Source organism: Caulobacter sp. Root1455 (assembly GCF_001426905.1).
GTDB lineage: Bacteria > Pseudomonadota > Alphaproteobacteria > Caulobacterales > Caulobacteraceae > Caulobacter.
The window spans coordinates 224645-241422 of the sequence record NZ_LMFQ01000022.1 but is presented as its reverse complement, the minus strand read 5'-3'; the positions used below and the strand labels follow the sequence as shown (position 1 = coordinate 241422).

Annotated in this window: 16 protein-coding genes; 9 read left to right on the top strand and 7 right to left on the bottom strand. The window is 69.4% G+C overall.

Features of this window, described 5'->3' with window-relative positions; genetic code table 11:
• Window positions 1-29 precede the first annotated feature (29 nt).
• The 4 genes from ASD21_RS15625 to ASD21_RS15610 are packed head-to-tail and all read left to right on the top strand — an operon-like array spanning window position 30 to window position 2991.
• Window positions 30-365, top strand: coding sequence for a FeoA family protein (locus tag ASD21_RS15625; RefSeq protein WP_082554799.1), 336 nt, complete (start codon window positions 30-32; stop codon window positions 363-365).
• A gap of 4 nt (window positions 366-369) precedes the next feature.
• Window positions 370-2277, top strand: coding sequence for a ferrous iron transport protein B (gene feoB, locus ASD21_RS15620; RefSeq protein WP_056443083.1), 1908 nt, complete (start codon window positions 370-372; stop codon window positions 2275-2277).
• A gap of 37 nt (window positions 2278-2314) precedes the next feature.
• Window positions 2315-2602, top strand: coding sequence for a hypothetical protein (locus tag ASD21_RS15615; RefSeq protein WP_056443081.1), 288 nt, complete (start codon window positions 2315-2317; stop codon window positions 2600-2602).
• Window positions 2599-2991 carry a type II toxin-antitoxin system VapC family toxin gene (locus tag ASD21_RS15610; protein WP_056443078.1) on the top strand — a complete coding sequence of 131 codons (393 nt, stop codon included), beginning with the start codon at window positions 2599-2601 and terminating at the stop codon, window positions 2989-2991. The genes ASD21_RS15615 and ASD21_RS15610 overlap by 4 nt, the downstream gene beginning before the upstream one ends.
• Before the next feature lie 6 nt (window positions 2992-2997).
• Here the strand turns inward: ASD21_RS15610 and ASD21_RS15605 are convergent, their stop codons facing one another.
• On the bottom strand, window positions 2998-3876 hold the full coding sequence (locus tag ASD21_RS15605) for a 3-hydroxybutyryl-CoA dehydrogenase (protein ID WP_056443075.1): 879 nt from the start codon (window positions 3874-3876) through the stop codon (window positions 2998-3000).
• A gap of 294 nt (window positions 3877-4170) precedes the next feature.
• Between ASD21_RS15605 and ASD21_RS15600 the strand changes: the two genes are divergently transcribed.
• Window positions 4171-5559 (top strand): glycoside hydrolase family 47 protein, encoded by a 1389-nt coding sequence (locus tag ASD21_RS15600; RefSeq protein WP_056443071.1) that lies wholly within the window; start codon window positions 4171-4173, stop codon window positions 5557-5559.
• Window positions 5560-5693: 134 nt separating this feature from the next.
• Window positions 5694-8666 (top strand): hypothetical protein, encoded by a 2973-nt coding sequence (locus ASD21_RS15595; protein WP_056443069.1) that lies wholly within the window; start codon window positions 5694-5696, stop codon window positions 8664-8666.
• Window positions 8667-8832: 166 nt separating this feature from the next.
• Here ASD21_RS15595 and ASD21_RS15590 read toward each other — a convergent pair whose 3' ends face one another.
• Window positions 8833-9714, bottom strand: a complete 882-nt coding sequence (locus ASD21_RS15590) for a LysR substrate-binding domain-containing protein (protein WP_056443066.1) — start codon at window positions 9712-9714, stop codon at window positions 8833-8835.
• Window positions 9715-9842: 128 nt separating this feature from the next.
• Here ASD21_RS15590 and ASD21_RS25070 point away from each other — a divergent pair, with 128 nt between their 5' ends.
• Window positions 9843-9974 carry a hypothetical protein gene (locus ASD21_RS25070; protein WP_268761030.1) on the top strand — a complete coding sequence of 44 codons (132 nt, stop codon included), beginning with the start codon at window positions 9843-9845 and terminating at the stop codon, window positions 9972-9974.
• Between the two features lie 200 nt (window positions 9975-10174).
• Here the strand turns inward: ASD21_RS25070 and ASD21_RS15585 are convergent, their stop codons facing one another.
• Entirely contained in the window at window positions 10175-11116 is a 942-nt protein-coding gene (locus ASD21_RS15585) for an electron transfer flavoprotein subunit alpha/FixB family protein (protein ID WP_056443063.1), read from the bottom strand.
• Window positions 11116-11862: an electron transfer flavoprotein subunit beta/FixA family protein gene (locus ASD21_RS15580; RefSeq protein WP_056443059.1), complete on the bottom strand. Its 747-nt coding sequence runs from the start codon at window positions 11860-11862 to the stop codon at window positions 11116-11118. The genes ASD21_RS15585 and ASD21_RS15580 overlap by 1 nt, the downstream gene beginning before the upstream one ends.
• A gap of 245 nt (window positions 11863-12107) precedes the next feature.
• On the opposite strand from ASD21_RS15580, the gene ASD21_RS15575 reads away from it, so the two are divergent.
• A complete protein-coding gene (locus ASD21_RS15575) occupies window positions 12108-12371 on the top strand; it encodes a hypothetical protein (protein WP_056443056.1) in 264 nt (87 codons plus the stop codon).
• Window positions 12372-12444: 73 nt separating this feature from the next.
• Complete coding sequence (locus ASD21_RS15570; protein WP_056443054.1) at window positions 12445-15423, top strand: VIT domain-containing protein; 2979 nt, start codon at window positions 12445-12447, stop codon at window positions 15421-15423.
• A gap of 49 nt (window positions 15424-15472) precedes the next feature.
• On the opposite strand, the gene ASD21_RS15565 is transcribed toward ASD21_RS15570, so the two are convergent.
• The 3 genes from ASD21_RS15565 to ASD21_RS24010 all read right to left on the bottom strand — a co-directional run bounded on the left by ASD21_RS15565 (window position 15473) and on the right by ASD21_RS24010 (window position 16734).
• Window positions 15473-16051: a cob(I)yrinic acid a,c-diamide adenosyltransferase gene (locus ASD21_RS15565; protein WP_056443050.1), complete on the bottom strand. Its 579-nt coding sequence runs from the start codon at window positions 16049-16051 to the stop codon at window positions 15473-15475.
• A gap of 222 nt (window positions 16052-16273) precedes the next feature.
• Window positions 16274-16471 (bottom strand): twin transmembrane helix small protein, encoded by a 198-nt coding sequence (locus tag ASD21_RS15560; protein WP_056443047.1) that lies wholly within the window; start codon window positions 16469-16471, stop codon window positions 16274-16276.
• The gene (locus ASD21_RS24010; RefSeq protein ID WP_156390792.1) at window positions 16468-16734 is read right to left on the bottom strand and encodes a hypothetical protein; all 267 of its coding nucleotides are present in this window, start codon (window positions 16732-16734) and stop codon (window positions 16468-16470) included. Before ASD21_RS24010 ends, ASD21_RS15560 begins: the two co-directional genes overlap by 4 nt.
• Window positions 16735-16778 lie beyond the last annotated feature (44 nt).

The following is a 16778-nucleotide window of genomic DNA, read 5'->3' as shown; positions in this document are numbered from 1 at the left end:
AATCGTTCGCAAGTTTTTCCGGTGCGACCATGTCCGACGCTCTCAGCCTTGCCCCCGAAATCACCGACCTCCTCGCCGATCCCCAAGCCGATCGGGGCGCCGAAAGCTTGCTGAGCAAGGCCCGCAAGGGCCAGCGCGGAGTGATCGTGCGGGTCGGAGGCCAGACCGGGCGCTCGGAGTCGATCGATCCCGAGGAGCTGGAGCGCCGCCTGCTGGAGATGGGCTTCGTCGAGGGCGCCCTGTTCGAGGTGCTGCACGAGGGCCTGTTCGGCCGCGATCCGATCGCCTTGCGCATCGACGACATGCGCGTGGCCCTGCGCCGCCGCGAGGCCGCCGCCGTCACCGTTCAGTACGAAGAGATCTAAGGCCTTGACCGACGCCGCCCTGAGTAAAACGCAATTGGGGCCCGCGCGCCTGGCGCTGGTCGGCAATCCCAATTCCGGCAAGACCGCCCTGTTCAACGCCCTGACCGGCAGCCGCCAGAAGGTCGCCAACTACGCCGGCGTCACCGTCGAGCGGAAGGAGGGCGTGCTGACCCTGCCCGGCGGCCGCGGCGCCCATGTGCTGGACCTGCCCGGCACCTATTCCCTGCGGGCCCGCAGCCCGGACGAGGTGGTGACCCGCGACGCGGTGCTGGGCCGCTTGTCGGGCGAACAGCCGCCCGACGTGGTGATCTGCGTGGCCGACGCCACCAACCTGCGGCTGGTGCTGCGGCTGGTGCTGGAGCTCAAGCAGGTCGGCCGGCCGTTCGTGCTGGCGCTGAACATGTTCGACATCGCCCAGCGCCAGGGCCTGCGCATCGACCTGGAGCGGCTGTCGGCCGAGATCGGCGCGCCGATCGTCACCACCGTGGCCACCCGCAAGCGCGGCCTGGAGGAGCTGGTCGCCAAGGCCGACGCCCTGGCGGTTTCCCATGCCAAATTACTTGAAGAAGGGGGCGCCCACGAGAACGTCTGGCGCGAGCCGAACGCCGCCGAGATCCGCGCCGCGCACCGCGAGGCCCAGCGGATCGTCAAGGAATGCGTCCGCCCGCCCGAGCGTCCCGACACCGTGACCGGCAAGGTCGACGCGGTGCTGCTGAACCCGGTCGGCGGCCTGCTGATCCTGGCCCTGCTGCTGTTCGTGATGTTCCAGGCGGTGTTCACCTGGGCCGAGCCGTTGATGGGCCTGATCGAGGCGGGCTTCGCGGGCCTGAGCACCGGCGTGGCCGCCGTGCTGCCCGACGGCCTGCTCCAGAGCCTGATCACCGACGGCCTGATCGCCGGGGTGGGCAGCGTGCTGGTCTTCCTGCCGCAGATCGTGATCCTGTTCTTCTTCATCCTGGTGCTGGAAGACAGCGGCTACATGACCCGCGCGGCCTTCCTGATGGACAAGATCATGGGCGGGGCGGGCCTGCACGGCCGGGCGTTCATCCCGCTGCTCTCCAGCTTCGCCTGCGCTATCCCCGGGATCATGTCGACGCGGGTGATCGACAACAAGCACGACCGGCTGACCACCATCCTGGTCGCCCCGCTGATGACCTGCTCGGCGCGGATCCCGGTCTACACCCTGATCATCGCCGCCTTCATTCCCCACACCAAGGTCTGGGGCGTGTTCAGCCTGCCGGGCCTGGTGATGTTCGGCCTCTACGCCTCGGGCATCGTCAGCGCCCTGGTGGTGTCGTTCGTGATCCGCAAGATCTTTTGGCGCGGCACGGTCGAGCCGTTCATGATGGAGCTGCCGACCTATCGCTGGCCCGAGCCGCGCAACGTGGCGATGAACCTGTGGACCCGGGCCCGGATCTTCATCGAGCGGGCCGGCCGCATCATCCTGCCGCTGATGGTGCTGGTCTGGGTGCTGTCGACCTTCCCCTATCCGCCCGAGGGCGCGACGGGGCCGGCCATCGACTACAGCTTCGCCGGGCGGATCGGGCATCTGATCGCGCCGGTCATGCAACCCATTGGGTTTAATTGGCAGATGACCGTGGCCCTGGTCCCCGGCTTCGCGGCGCGCGAGGTGGCGGTGGCCGCCCTGGGCACCGTCTACGCGGTCGGCGGCGACGACGAGGCCGGCACCAATCTGGGCGCCCTGCTGTCGCACCAGTGGTCGCTGGCCACCGCCCTGTCGTTCCTGGCCTGGTACGTTTTCGCCCCGCAGTGCGCGGCGACCCTGGGCGTGGTCAAGCGCGAGACCAACGGCTGGACCTGGCCGACGGTGATGTTCCTGTACATGGCCGGCCTGGCCTATCTGGCCTCGTTCGTCACCTACCACGTCGCCGTGGCGATGGGGGCGGGGTAGGGATTGTTCTGGTTGTGTTCCGTGTTAAGCTCGCGGAATGACGATCCAGGTCGACATAACTGCTGAGGACGCGCTTGCGGAGCTCATGGCTCATCTCAAGGCCGGCGAGGATATCGTGTTTCTGACGCGCGGCGGTGAGACGGTCGCCGTCGTCAATAAGGTTGAGCCGCCCGTCAAGTTGGGTGATCGCGTCCCCGGCGTATGGTCTCATCTCGGCCCAATGGACGATCCCTACATCTTCTCTCGGCCCGATCCGGAATTGGAAGAGCTCGCCGAGTCACGCGACGAAGACGATTTCTATCGGCCGTTGCCGCCAGGGAAATGAGCTTCCTGCTTGATACCCACGCCTTGATTTGGTGGATGATCGATCCGAGGCGCTTGTCCAGCAAGGCGCGCGCTTGCGTCGAGGGGCGCGATCATCCTCTCTTCGTAAGCGCCGCCAGCGCCTACGAGATTGAGTACAAACGCGATCGAGATCTGTCGCTCTACCGGCTCCCTCCGGCGCTGCCGCGTGTCGTCCCGCGCCTGGGGGTGGAATGGTTGCCCATAGACGTCGATGACGGGTTTCAGGCGGCCCGCCTCGAAAAGTCTCACAAGGATCCGTGGGATCGGATTATCGCGGCGCAGGCGGCCCGCCGGAATCTAAGCCTGATCACGTCCGACGGCCCTCTGACCGAAGCCTGTCTGAACTGGCGGGTCCAGACGGTATGGTGACTTGGCCTACCGCGTCGGGACCGGGTGCTCGCCGCGATAGTCGTAGAAGCCGCGGCCGGCCTTCTTGCCCAGCCAGCCGGCCTCGACATATTTCACCAGCAGCGGGCAGGGGCGGTACTTGCTGTCGGCCAGGCCCTCGTGCAGCACGTTCATGATGCTCAGCACGGTGTCCAGGCCGATGAAGTCGCCCAGCTCCAGCGGGCCCATCGGATGGTTGGCGCCCAGCTTCATGGCGGTGTCGATGGCGTCGACCGTGCCCACGCCTTCGTACAGCGTGTAGATCGCCTCGTTGATCATCGGCACCAGCACGCGGTTGACGATGAAGGCGGGGAAGTCCTCGGCGTTGCTGGTGATCTTGCCCAGCGACTTGGCGAAGGCCACGGCCCGCTCGTAGGTCGGCACGTCGGTGGCGATGCCGCGAATGATCTCGACCAGCTTCATCGCTGGGACGGGGTTCATGAAGTGCAGGCCGATGAACCGCTCGGGACGGTCGGTCGACGAGGCCAGGCGGGTGATCGAGATCGACGAGGTGTTGGAGGCCAGCAGGGTGTCGGCGCCCAGGTGGGGCTGGAGGTTCTTGAAGATCGACTTCTTGAGCTCCTCGTTCTCGGTCGCCGCTTCGATCGCCAGGTCGGTGGCGCCGACCAGGGCCAGGTCCTCGGCGGCGGTGATCCGCGCCAGGGCCGCGCTCATGGCCGCCTCGTCGATGATCCCGCGATGCACCTGGCGGGCCATGTTCTTTTCGATCAGGGCCAGGCCGGCGTCGATGCGCTCGCGCGAGACGTCGTGCAGGCGCACGTCATAGCCGCCAAGGGCGACGACATGGGCGATCCCCGACCCCATCTGGCCCGCGCCGATCACGCCGACCGTCTTGATATCCGTCATTCAGACTAGCCTTGTTCGAGGCGGCGCAAGGCGTCGCGCGCCCGGCCCGAGTTCATGCGCGCTTTTCTAGCACGAGCAACCCCGTGGTCGCCAAGGCTTTGCTGCGACGCAGCGGAAACGTCGCAGCGGCGGGGCGCCGAAGATCCAAAAGTGCCGTCATCCCGGACAAACCGGCGAAAGCCGGGCGGATCCGGGACCGCCGGAAGCGCATGTGTTCACACCCCGGTCCCGGATCTTCGCGCCGCGCGTTCGTCCGGGATGACAGATTTTGAGGGGAACGCTTAAGGTCGCCCCATGAACGCTCTTCGCCCCTCCCGCCGTCACGCCCTGGCCCTGGTCGCCTCGGCCGCCGCCGTCCCGGCCTTCGCCGCCGACACCCCCGACGAGGACTGGAAGGTCCTGGCCGCCGACGTCCGGTCCGAGTTCCAGTGGGCCTGGCGCGGCTATGTCGCCAAGGCCTGGGGCAAGGACGAGATCAATCCGGTCAGCGGCACGTCGTCGTCGTTCTTCGTCGAGGGCCACGACCTGGGCCTGTCGCTGGTCGAGGCGCTGGACACCCTGTGGATCATGGGGCTGGACGCCGAGTTCCAGGCCGGGGTCGACTGGGTGAAGGCCCATCTCGACTTCGACGTCGACGGCAACGCCCAGGTCTTCGAGACCAACATCCGCCTGGTCGGCGGCCTGCTGTCGGCCCACCTGGCCAGCGGCGATCCGGTCCTGCTGGCCAAGGCCCGCGACCTGGCCGACCGCCTGGCCAAGGCCTTCGAGGCCTCGCCGCACGGTCTGCCCTGGCGCTATGTGAACCTGCGCACCGGGGCGGTCAGCGACCCGGAGACCAACCTGGCCGAGATCGGCACCTATATCAGCGAGTTCGGGGTGCTCTCCCAGCTGACCGGCGAGCGCAAGTATTTCGACATGGCCAAGCGGGCCATGCGCCACGCCCTGGACCGCCGCTCGAAGATCGGCCTGATGGCCGCCAACATCCACGCGACGACCGGCGAGTTCACCAGCCGCAACGCCAGCATCGACGTCTATGCCGACAGTTTCTACGAGTACCTGTGGGACGCCTGGGAACTGTTCGGCGACAAGGACTGCAAGCGCTGGGCGGTCGAGTGCGTCGACGCCCAGCTGGCCCACCAGGCCAAGCGCTATGACGGCCGGCTGTGGTTCCCGATGGTCGATTTCGAGACCGGGGCGGTGACCTCCACGGCCCAGAGCGAGCTGGCCGCCTACTATGCCGGCCTGCTGGGCCAGGTCGGCCGCAAGGCCCAGGGCGACGACTACCTGGCCTCGTTCACGGAACTGCAGGCGACGTTCGGGGTGATCCCGGAATCGATCGACGTGACCACCCGCCAGCCGCGCCGCAAGCACACCGGCCTGCGCCCGGAATATCCCGACGCCTGCCTGAACCTGTGGCTGGAGGGCCGCGACGTGCGCTACCGCAAGCTGGCCGCGATCCACTATCGGGAGATGAAGGCCACCAGCCGCGCGGCCTTCGGCTACACGGCCCTGAAGGACATCACCACCCAGCCGATGACCCAGGGCGACAACTGCCCCGGCTACTGGTGGTCCGAGCAGATGAAATATTACTACCTGCTGTTCTCCGACACGCCGCGCATCGACTACGGAAAGCTGCAGCTGAGCACCGAGGCCAACGTGCTGCGGGGGTTTCGGAAAGGGTAGGGCCGGGATCGGCGCGCGCGGCGCCGCCTTGGCGAGAGCGTCGGCTCGACCGTTCTCATAGATTGAAAACTTCCGGGGCCACGCTAGGTTGATCGCCGCGGCGCGACGGGTCGCCGACCTGGGGGGCTGGGGCGATGGCCAAACCACCGAAGAGGGCGTCGGCCCTGACGGCCGTCCGCGGCCGCGTCGCGCACCTGCTCGCGCCGATCCAGGCGCTCTGGGCCTCGCTCGTCACCGACCTGGAGGCCATTCGCGGCGCGCCGGCGGTCGCCGCCCTGCTGGTCGTCTGCGCGGCGCTGATGTTCATGGAGCAGGGCGCGGACCTGGCGGTGACCGCCGGGTCGGACACCTGCAAGGCCAGCTGGATGGTGCTGGCCACCGCGTTCTACGGATTCCAGTGCTGGTTCTGGACCCGCTACATCATCGAACAGCACAGGCGGCGCGCGCCCCAGGCGTTCGCCCGGCAGCAGCGGGAGTCGAGGCTGATCGCCTGGCTGCGCGAGTGGACGCCGCGCCTCCTGGGCGGCGGGCCGTTCTTCATCGCCGGGGTGGCGACCTTGCGGGCCGAGGTCGACCTCTGGGCCCTGCCTTACATCTTCTTCGCGCTGGGCCTGGTCGCTGTGTTCGTGCTCTGGGCCCGGCGCCGCGTCACGGTCTATTTTCGACTGGACCATCGCCAGCTCAGCCGACTGACCCGCTGGGCCACCTTTGTCCTGGGGCTGGGGTCGATGGCGCTTCTGTGCGTCTGGCCGGTGGGGCCGTCCCAGTTCCTGGGCGCCATCAGCATCGTCTTCCTGGGCCTGGCCTTCATCACCGCCGCCCTGGCCGCCATGCTGCACGCCAGCCGCGCGACCCGCCTGCCGGTGCTGACCGGGCTGGTGTTCCTGGCCCTGGCGTTCAGCCTCGTCAACGACAACCACGCGATCGGACGCCGCACCTTGCAGCGCCGGGCGGACGCCGATCGGGCCATGCCGCTGCCGCCCGCCCGCCCGGTTGCCCCGGACGCGGCCGAGCGCCCCGACCCGCGGACCGGCAAGGACACGATCGCCATGCGGCTGAAGGCCTGGTGCGCGGCCCAGGGGCCCCAGGCGTGTCAACCGAACGGCCCGGAGACGCCGATCGTCTTCGTGGCCGCGCAAGGCGGGGCGTCGCGCGCCGGCTACTGGGCCGCCGACGTCCTGGGCAAGCTGCAGTACGAAACCCAGGGCCCCAAGCCCTTCAGCGACCGGGTGTTCGCCATCAGCAGCGTTTCGGGCGGTTCGGTGGGCGTGATGGCCTATGTCTCGACCCTGGCCGACCGGCCCGACCTGTCCGGCGCGCCGTTCGCCGACAGCCTGGCCGAGGTGGCCGGGATCGACTATCTCAGCCCGGCCGTGTCGGGCCTGCTGTTTCCCGACCTGGCGCAGCGCTTCCTGCCCGTGGCCGTGCCCCTTCTGCCCGACCGCGCCGAGACCCTGGAGACGGGCTTCGAAGCCGGGTGGCGGCAGCACTGCCTGCATCCGGACGACGCCGATATCGACCCTGGGCCCGGCCTTGCGCGGTGCCGCGACGCCGATCTCTGGACCAAGCCGTTCCTGTCGCTGTGGCGCCCGGCGGCCGGTTCGCCCGCCCCGTCCTGGCTGCCCATCGTGATGATCAACGGCGCGCGGCAGGAGGACGGCCGGCGCATCATCACCGCCGACGTCGCCATCACGCCCGAGGACTTTCCCAACGCGGTCGACTTCCACGCCCTGGCCGGCCGCGACGTGCGGATCTCCACGGCCATCCACAACGGCGCGCGCTTCCCGCTGGTCAGCCCCGGCGGGACCCTGATCGACGCGAAGCGCGAACGCCAAGGCCATCTGCTGGACGGCGGCTATTTCGACGGCGGCGGGGTGACGACGATGGGCGACGTGGCCGCGGCCGCCCTGCGCCTCGCCAACGCCGGGAACTTCAAGCTCAAGCCGGTCTTCATCGAGCTGAACAACGCCACCAACACGGACGACACGGCCGCCGACCTGATCCGGGCGGGCGCCGAGGTCTGCGAGGCCCCGTCCGACGGCGAGACGCCGCCCGGATGCGAGCCCAACCCGCTGTTCAGGGCCAAGCCGCAGAACTTCGCGCCCGACCTGCTGGGGCCGCTGCTCGGCCTGGCCGCGTCGCGCGGCTCCCATGACACGGCGGCGGCCATGGCCCTGGCCCAGACCGTGCGCAACCACGGCGGCGACATCGCCCCGGACGACCGCCCCGCGCCGGGCGAGGCCGCGGCGACGGCGGGTCCCGAGGAGGCCGGCGAGTGGGGCGTCTCGCCGACCTACCGCCTGGTGCATCTGTGCAAGCCCAGCAGCGGCCAGGTGCCGATGGACTGGGCGCTGTCCAAGAGCGCCATGCAGCACGCGGACGAGGCCCTGGGCATCCGGCCGACGCCGAAAGGGGGCCAGCTGCTCATCGCGCAGGACCTGAAGATGAAGAGCGCCTGCCTGGCCGAGACCCGGGTGCGGGACATTCTGCTCGACGTCGATCCGACCGCCGTCGTCGGCGGCGGCCAGACCCGCCCCGCGCCGGGCCAGATGAAGCGCCTGGACCTGTGGGCGTGGTTGGCGGCGACGGGCCTGGCGGCCCTGGTCGGCGCCCTCGCCGTCGGCTGGGCCGACAGGAAGCTGCGCAAGATGAAGCTGCCGGCCACGCTGGGCCTGCAACGGTGTCGGACGGCCGGGGCCTTCGACCGGGCGGTCGCGCGCTGGCGGGCCGCGTCGGCCGACCAATCCAAGGTCTTCGCCTATGTCTGGGCCGCGTTCGGTTTCGACCTGTTGCTGATCGCCGGCTATGCGGGCTTCGCCGTGGTGCTGGCCCTGCTGCTGATCGCCAACCAGCCGGTCTCCGGCGCCGGAGTCCCGGTCCACGCCTATCTGACGCCGGTCTTCCGGTCCGCGGCCGGCCTGGTGCTGCTGGCGGCGATCGCCGACCTGGTCGAGGACGGGCTCGAGGCCTGGATGATCGCCAAGGGCGCCCGGGACGGCGCGGCGCGCGCGGCGCGGATCGCCACCCTGGCCAAGTGGGTCCTGCTGACCGTGGGCGCGCTGGCCCTGGTGGTCGGGGCCGTGCTGGGGTGCGAACGGGGCGGCTAGGCGCGGGCGTGTGACGGCGGAAAGGGCGAGCTCCACGCCGCCCGCGCCCTTGTCATCCCGGACGAGCCCCGGCGCAGCCGGGGTGAAGATCCGGGACCGCAGGAAGCGCTGAGCTCAGGCGTCGGTCCCGGATCGGCGCGCTGCGCGCTTGTCCGGGATGACAGTCTCAACTCGCCCGCAAATCCGCCGTCTCGGCGAGGAACCAGTCGCGCAGCTTCAGGATCCGCGCCAGTTTCGGACTGTCGGCCCGCCAGACGAAGTGGTTGCCGGTCTCGACGCTGACCTCGCCGGCGAAGGGGCGGACCAGGCGGCCCTCGCGCAGGTCGCGTTCGGCCAGGCCGCTGCGGGCCAGGGCCACGCCCACCCCGTGGGCGGCGGTGTCCAGCATCAGGGCGGTGTCCTCGAAGCCCAGGCCCTGCTGGCGCGGCGCCTCGTCCACGCCCATGGCCGTCAGCCACATCGACCAGGGCAGGCCCACATGGCGCAGCAGCGGCGCGTCCAGCAGGTCGCGCGGCTCGCGGATCGGGTGGCGGACCAGGAAGTCGGGGCTGCAGACCGGGAAGATCCGCTCGATCATCAGGGTGGCGGCCTCGACGCCGGGCCATACGCCGCAGCCGAAGCGCAGGGCGATGTCGACGCCGTCGGTGGTCAGGTCGGCGACCCGGTCCTCGGCGCGGACGATCAGGTCGGGCTCGTCGGTCTCGCGCGCCAGCCGTTCCAGGCGGGTGACCAGCCAGCGGCTGGCGAAGGCGGCGCTGCTGCTGATCACCAGCGGGCCGCGCGCCGCCAGCCGGGCCTCGTCGACCCCGGCGTGCAGGGCGGCCAGCGCGGTGGTCACCTGGTCGGCCAGGCGCTGGCCGGTGGCGGTGGGGACCATGGCGTTGCCCTGGCGGACGAACAGCTTGGTCCCCAGCTCGTCCTCCAGCTTGCGGATCTGCTGGCTGACCGCGCCGTGGGTGACGTGGAGCTCGCGGGCCGCGCGGCTGTAGCTGCGATGGCGGGCGGCGGCCTCCAGGGCGGTCAGGGTCAGGAACGGCGGCAGGCGCATGGGGCTCACGGCTTGTTAGGCAGGCTGACAAGTTCGCGCAGATACCATCGTTCGTAAAGCGTGTCTCTCGGGGGCATTTTAGCTGTGCAAAGCGGCTTCGGCCGCGACCCATGCTCACAGGTGCTCCGATGAAACTGCTTCTGATCTCCGGCCTCGCCGTGTTGACCTTCCTGTTCGCCTCGGTCGACAAGCTGGGGCCGCCCGTGCCCAACGCCGAAGTCCCCTGGGACGCCAGCGCGCCGATCCACAGCCCGCGGTGATCTTCTCCTCACCCGTGAAACGGGGGAGGTGGCTCGGCGCGCAGCGACGAGACGGAGGGGGCGTTCGGCGGCGGCCGCGCCCCCTCCGTCACGATGCGTACTCGCATCGCGCCACCTCCCCCGCGATGCGGGTGAGGAGACCCAAAGAAAAAGGCCCGGGATCGCTCCCGGGCCTTCTCTATTCGCAAACCGCGAAAGCCTTACTTCCCGGCCGCCGTCAGGGCGTCCATCAGTTCCGGCACGGCGGACTTGTAGTCGGCCACCAGGCCGTAGTCGGCGATCTGGAAGATCGGGGCGTCGCTGTCCTTGTTGATCGCGACGATGATCTTGGAGTCCTTCATGCCGGCCAGGTGCTGGATGGCCCCCGAGATGCCGATGGCGATGTACAGCGCCGGGGCGACGACCTTGCCGGTCTGGCCGACCTGGTAGTCGTTGGGGGCGTAGCCCGCGTCGACCGCCGCGCGCGAGGCGCCGACGGCGGCGCCCAGCTTATCGGCCAGGGGCTCGATCACCTTCTGGAACTCCTCGGCCGAGCCCATGGCGCGGCCGCCCGAGACGACGATCTTGGCCGCGGCCAGTTCCGGACGGTCGGACTTGACCATCTCTTCGCTGACGAAGCGGGTCTTGGCCGCGTCGGCGCCGCCGACCGTTTCCACGGGAGCGGAGCCGCCTTCCGCCGCCGCCGCGAAGGCGGTGGGGCGAACGGTGATCACCTTCTTGGCGTCCGAGGTCTGGACGGTCTCCAGCGCGTTGCCGGCATAGATCGGACGAACGAAGGTGTCGGCCGAGACGACCTCGACGATCTCGCTGATCGGGGCGACGTCCAGCTTGGCGGCGACGCGGGGGGCGAAGTTCTTGCCGCCCGAGGTGGCCGGAACCAGGATCGCGTCGTAGTTGCCGGCCAGGGCCAGCACGGCGTCGGCTTCCGCCTCGGCCACGCCATGACCCAGAGCGTCGCTCTCGGCCAGCAGCACCTTGCGCACGCCGGTGATCTTGGCGGCGGCGTCGGCGACGCCCTTGGCGCCCTTGCCCAGCACCAGCACGTCCACGTCGCCCGACAGCTTCAGGGCGGCGGTGACGGTCTTGTGGGTGCCATCGCGCAGGTGCGCGTTGTCGTTATCGGCGACGACGAGAACGGCCATTAGAGCACCCCCGCGGTTTTGAGCTTGGAGACGAGGTCGGCGGCGGTTTCCACCTTGATGCCGGCCGAGCGTTTGGCGGGTTCGGCGACCTTGACGACCTTGAGGCGCGGCGTGATGTCGACGCCGTAGTCGGCGACCGTCTTGCTGACGATCTCCTTCTTCTTGGCCTTCATGATGTTGGGCAGGGACGCGTAGCGCGGCTCGTTCAGGCGCAGGTCGGCGGTGACGATGGCCGGCAGGTCGACATCCAGGGTCTGGAGGCCGCCGTCGACCTCGCGGGTGACCTTGGCGGTCGAGCCCGACACTTCAACAGCCGAGGCGTAGGTGGCCTGCGGCCAGCCCAGCAGAGCCGACAGCATCTGGCCCACGGCGTTGTTGTCGCCGTCGATCGCCTGCTTGCCCATCAGGACCAGGTTCGGATTTTCCTCGGCCACGACGGCCGCCAGCAGCTTGGCCACGGCCAGCGGCTCGGGATCGGCGTCGGTGACGATCAGGATCCCGCGGTCGCCGCCCATGGCCAGGGCCGTGCGGATGGTTTCCTGCGCCTGTTGCGGGCCGATGGAGACGATGACCACCTCGGTGGCGACGCCCTTTTCCTTCAGACGCACGGCCTCTTCGACCGCGATCTCGCAGAAGGGGTTCATCGACATCTTGACGTTCGCCAGGTCGACGCCGGTCTGATCGGGCTTCACCCGGACCTTCACGTTGTAATCAATAACCCGTTTGACCGGGACCAGAACCTTCATCGGTCTACGCCGCCTCCTGGCTAGTTTTTCCTGCCTGCGCCGACGGGATTAGCGTGTCCGCGCAGGTTTGCAAGTTTCCCCTGACGTAAGCGTAATGCGTTAGCGTCCGCTACGTTCAAACAGTTGTACGATACTTCGCTGCCTGCGTCTGCTGCGCTGCACACTTAAGCGGTCGATCGGCCGGAAGCGTCGCCGCGCGCTTTAGCCTCTGGCCAGCCTCGCGGCGGGCCAGTATGAGGCGGCTCATGAGAAGCAACATCACCCGCCTGCAATGGACCTTCTTCGCCATCTTCCTGGCGTCCTGCGTCGGCGTTTTCGCCTATCACTCGTTGTGGGTCTGGCCCAAGGCGCGCTGCGAAGCGCGGGGCGGGGCGTGGGCCGGCCGCTGGATGAAGTGCGGCACCATCTATCCGATCGAGACCCTGACCCGCCGGCCGCTGAACGTGCCGCCGATCAACACCGATCCGAACAAGATGAAAGGCCCCCGGGCCGAACACGCGCCGAAATAGGCTCTACGGCCAAGCCTATTGTCTACACATGTAATTTCGTCCTAGGCTCTCCCTAATAAGGGAGGCGTAGGTCATGAAGCTTGTCTTGGTCGCGGCTGTTCTGGCCCTGTCCAGCGTCGGCGCCTGGGCGGCGGAGACCGCCAATCCGGTGCTGATCGCCAAGCCTCGCGGCGTCGCGGGGACGGAAGGCAAGCAGACCAAGGCCCTGAAGATCGCCCGACTCGAGGTCGGCACGACCCTGGCCGGCGGCCTGGCCCAGACCACGATCGAGGCCCGCTTCGAAAACCCGACCCAGACGGTCATGGAAGGCGACTTCACCCTGGTCCTGCCGGCCGGAGCGGTGGTCAACGGCTACGCCCTGGACGTCGGCGGCCGCATGGTCGACGGGGTGCTGACCGGCAAGCGCCAGGCGCGGCTGGTCTATGAGAGTCGCGTGCGGGCCGGGATCGACCCGGGCCTGGCCGAGGTGACCGCCGACAACAACTTCCACACCCAGGTCTATCCGATCCTGCCGGGGCAGGGCCGCACGATCCGCCTGCGCTATGTCAGCCCCCTGGCCGCCGACGGGAGCTTCGCGCTGCCGCTGTCCAGCGAGGCGGCCGTGAGCGACTACCGGGCGACCGTCACCGTGCTGGGCGCCGCCGCCCCGCCGGTTGTCACGGCGAACGGTTTCCCACAAACCTGGTCCAAGACCCCCGATGGCCAGGGCGATGGCGTGACGGCGACGATGGAGGCCAAGGACGCGGCCCTGTCGGAGGGGCTGAAGATCGGTCCGTGGCGGTCGGCCGGGCCGCTGGCGCTGAGCCGCCACGCCAACGGCGAGCGGTTCTTCGAGCTGCGCCTGCCGTTCGACGTCCACGCCGCCGCGGCGGGCCGCTTGCGCGTCTACTGGGACCGCTCGCGCTCGCGCTCGGACGACGACCTGAAGGGCGAGATCGCCGTGCTGCGCCGCTATGTCGAGGCGGCAAAGCCCCGGTCGATCGAGGTGGTGACCTTCGCCGACGACGCGCCCCGCGCCGTCACCCTGTCGACCCCCACCGGCGAGGCCCTGGAGGCGGCGCTGCGCGGCCTGCTCTATGGCGGCGCCAGTTCGCTGAAGGGCGTGTTCGAGGCGGGAAGCGGTAAGGCCGACACCTGCATCCTGGTCTCCGACGGCCGGATGACCGTGGACGGCTGGGATCCCAAGCCGCCGCCCTGCCGGACCCTGGCCCTGTCCAGCGCCAAGGACGCAGACCGCAATTTCCTGTCGGTCCTGGCCGAGCGCGGCGGCGGGACGCATGTCGACCTGTCGGCGATCGACGCCGAGGCCGCCCTGGCGCGCCTGACCTCGGTCGGGCCGCCGCCCTTCACCCTGACCGCCGACGACGGCCAGGCCGTCGAGCATCGCCTGGTGGCCGGGCCCAGCGGCCGCTGGTGGATCATCGGCAAGACCCCGGCCGCTCGCGCCCTGAAGTTCGCGAGCCCTGGCGTGACCCAGACCCTGCCGCTCGATGGAACGGTCCAGGCCTTCGACGGGGTCGGCGTGCTGTGGGGCCGCGAGGCCGTCGCCGCCCTGCTGGCCACCGACCGTCCCGACGGCGACGAGGCCCTGGCCCTGGCGCGGCGCTACAATGTCGCCACCGAGGACGCCAGCTTCGTGGTGCTGGAAAACGTCTCCGACTATGTCGAGGCCGGCGTCGCGCCGCCGCCCTCGGCCGGCGAGGCGATGGCCGACGGCTATCGCCGGGCGGTGATCGCCCAGAAGAGCCAGGAGGCCCAGCTCCGGGCGGCCCGCCTGGACACGATCGTCGAGGCCTGGGCCAAGCAGAAGACGTGGTGGACCACGGTCCACAAGCCGCAAGAGATTTCGCGTCGGGACCGCGAGGAAGGCCAGCCCATGCCGACGGGCGCGCCCCCGCTTCAGATTCCGGCCCCGACGCCCCCGCCGCCGGCGGCGTACGCCTCCGCGCCCGGGGAGAGCGTCGATGAAGTGGCGGTCACGGGCGCGCGAAGCCAAGGCTTCAGCGATCAGGCTATGCGAAGGGCGCCGGCCGCGAACGCGCCGCCCCCGCCCCCGCCGCCGCCGCCGCCGCCAGCCGCCGAGGCGGCGCCGGACAGAAGCATCACGGTGGAAGCCGCCGAATGGAACCCCGACCGGCCTTATCTGAAGGCCCTGGCCGCCGCCTCGCCCCAGGGCTGGCATGACCGCTATGTCGAGCTGGAAATGCAGTACGGCGCCGCCCCGGCCTTCTATTTCGACGTCGCCGAGCAGCTGGCCCGGTCGGGGCGCAAGGCCGACGCCGCCCAGGTCGTGCTCAGCGCCCTGGACGTGCCGGGCGCCAACGGCAAGACGATGATCATCGTCGCCGACCGGCTGCAGGCCTACGGCGCCCTGGACCGGGCGGTGTGGCTGCGCGAGCGGATCCTGTTCCTCGAGCCCGACCGTCCCCAGCCCCGCCGCGACCTGGCCCTGGTGCTGATCGCCCGCGGCGACGGCGCGAAGGGCAAGGCCCGCGAGGCCGACTACCGCCGGGCGCTGGACCTGCTGAACGAGGTGATCGTCCGCCCCTGGGACCGCGCCTATGACGGGGTCGAGGTCATCGCCCTGATGGAGGTCAACCACCTGATCGCCCGGATGAAGGCGGTGGGCCTGGACCAGTCGGTGCTCGACCCGCGCCTGGTCGCCCTGCTCGACGTCGACATCCGCGCGGTGCTGGACTGGAACACCGACAAGACCGACATGGACCTGTGGGTCGACGAGGCCACCGGCGAGCGGGCGATCTACAGCCACCCCGCCACCACGGCCGGCGGGCGGCTGTCCAACGACATGACCGCCGGCTTCGGGCCCGAGGAGTACCTGCTGCATCGCGCGCCGGACGGCGAATACGTGCTGCGGGTCAATGTCTACGCCTCGGACGTGCTGGACCCCAACGGCCCCAGCACCGTGCGCGTGCGCCTGTTCCGCGACTGGGGCCGTCCCGGCGAAAAGCAGGAGTCCTTCACCATCGAGCTGAAGAAGGGCGACAACGGTGCGATCAAGGTCGGCCGGTTCGTGATCGGGAAGGGGAAGTAGGGCTCTTAGACACTTGAAACCCTCTCCCTCTGGGAGAGGGTTTTCGGAACTACCGCGTCGCCCCCGGCTTCCACAGCACGTCCGCCGCGCCGTCGTCATTGGCCCGGCGGGCGGCGACGAACAGCAGGTCCGACAGGCGGTTGAGGTAGCGCAGGGCCGGTTCGCCGACGATCTCGCCGTCGACGGCCATCAGCTCGACGACCTTGCGCTCGGCGCGGCGGCAGACCGTGCGGGCCACGTGCAGCGCCGCCGAGGCGGGGCTGCCGGCCGGCAGCACGAACGAGGTCAGGGACGAGAGCCGGGCGTTCATCGCGTCGATCTCGCGCTCCAGCCGCTCGACCTGGCTGTCGACCACCCGCAGCGGCTCCCACACGGGCTTTTCGTCCTGCTCGGGCGTGGCCAGGTCCGCGCCCAGGTCGAACAGGTCGTTCTGGATGCGCTCGAGCAGGGCGTCGAGCTCGGCGTCGCCCTTCGTGTGCTGGCGCGCCACCCCGATGAAGGCGTTGGTCTCGTCGACCCCGCCATAGGCCTCGACCCGCAGCGAGGCCTTGCTGACCGGCTGGCCGGTCGACAGCCGGGTCAGGCCCTTGTCGCCGGTGCGGGTGTAGATGCGGTTCAGCGTCACCATCGGGCCGCTCCCTCTGCCAAAATGTCCTAGGGCAACTTGCCCCAGCGCTTTCGCCGCGTCGCCATGCTCAGCTTACGTCCATGGAGAGCCCGTGTTGCTCCTCGCCCGTCGATCAGTTCCGGCGCGCGACGTCCAGTGGCTTAGCGTTGCATCGCGTTGATCGCTGAAGCGCGACGGTCGTCCAGGTTCGATCCCCTCTGAGATCCGGAACGATCGTCCGCTTCAGTGGTTTCGCCACCAGAAGGCGGCCACCAGCACCAGTACGGCCAGGAACTGCAGCGCCACGCGCAGGCGCATCAGCTTGTTGGAATAGGAGCGTCCGAAATCGCCGCCCCGGAACAGGGCGTAGATGCCGACGCAGAGGGTGATCAGGACCGCGGCCAGCGCGATCGGCACCAGGAAATCGAACAGGTGACTCATGGGGACGAAAGGTAGGCGTTCGCCTCAGGCTTGGCCAGAGCGTCCGCCGAACCCGGGCGGCCCGAGTCGTCAAGCGAGTTCCATACCGAGATTCGCCGACTCTGTTCGTTGAGTGCATTTGTCGCAGTGACCCGGCGCGAACGGTACCATAGATGACAGAAACGCTGCTGTTCGATGATTTTGGTTATGTTTTTGGGTTGCGCACCCTTGCGGCGGGGGCTAAACGCGCCACCTTCAAATTCCAGTACGCGTTCGTTGAACATGATCAACTCCTCACCGCAGATCATGTCAGCGCCCTTTTTCAGCG

Bases quoted from the DNA above. Each gene is read 5' to 3' on its own strand.
- ASD21_RS15625 (WP_082554799.1), top strand. From the start codon at position 30: ATGTCCGACGCTCTCAGCCTTGCCCCCGAAATCACCGACCTCCTCGCC.
- ASD21_RS15615 (WP_056443081.1), top strand. From the start codon at position 2,315: ATGACGATCCAGGTCGACATAACTGCTGAGGACGCGCTTGCGGAGCTC.
- ASD21_RS15610 (WP_056443078.1), top strand. From the start codon at position 2,599: ATGAGCTTCCTGCTTGATACCCACGCCTTGATTTGGTGGATGATCGAT.
- ASD21_RS15605 (WP_056443075.1), bottom strand. From the start codon at position 3,876: ATGACGGATATCAAGACGGTCGGCGTGATCGGCGCGGGCCAGATGGGG.
- ASD21_RS15600 (WP_056443071.1), top strand. From the start codon at position 4,171: ATGAACGCTCTTCGCCCCTCCCGCCGTCACGCCCTGGCCCTGGTCGCC.
- ASD21_RS15595 (WP_056443069.1), top strand. From the start codon at position 5,694: ATGGCCAAACCACCGAAGAGGGCGTCGGCCCTGACGGCCGTCCGCGGC.
- ASD21_RS15590 (WP_056443066.1), bottom strand. From the start codon at position 9,714: ATGCGCCTGCCGCCGTTCCTGACCCTGACCGCCCTGGAGGCCGCCGCC.
- ASD21_RS25070 (WP_268761030.1), top strand. From the start codon at position 9,843: ATGAAACTGCTTCTGATCTCCGGCCTCGCCGTGTTGACCTTCCTGTTC.
- ASD21_RS15585 (WP_056443063.1), bottom strand. From the start codon at position 11,116: ATGGCCGTTCTCGTCGTCGCCGATAACGACAACGCGCACCTGCGCGAT.
- ASD21_RS15580 (WP_056443059.1), bottom strand. From the start codon at position 11,862: ATGAAGGTTCTGGTCCCGGTCAAACGGGTTATTGATTACAACGTGAAG.
- ASD21_RS15575 (WP_056443056.1), top strand. From the start codon at position 12,108: ATGAGAAGCAACATCACCCGCCTGCAATGGACCTTCTTCGCCATCTTC.
- ASD21_RS15570 (WP_056443054.1), top strand. From the start codon at position 12,445: ATGAAGCTTGTCTTGGTCGCGGCTGTTCTGGCCCTGTCCAGCGTCGGC.
- ASD21_RS15565 (WP_056443050.1), bottom strand. From the start codon at position 16,051: ATGGTGACGCTGAACCGCATCTACACCCGCACCGGCGACAAGGGCCTG.
- ASD21_RS15560 (WP_056443047.1), bottom strand. From the start codon at position 16,471: ATGAGTCACCTGTTCGATTTCCTGGTGCCGATCGCGCTGGCCGCGGTC.
- ASD21_RS24010 (WP_156390792.1), bottom strand. From the start codon at position 16,734: ATGTTCAACGAACGCGTACTGGAATTTGAAGGTGGCGCGTTTAGCCCC.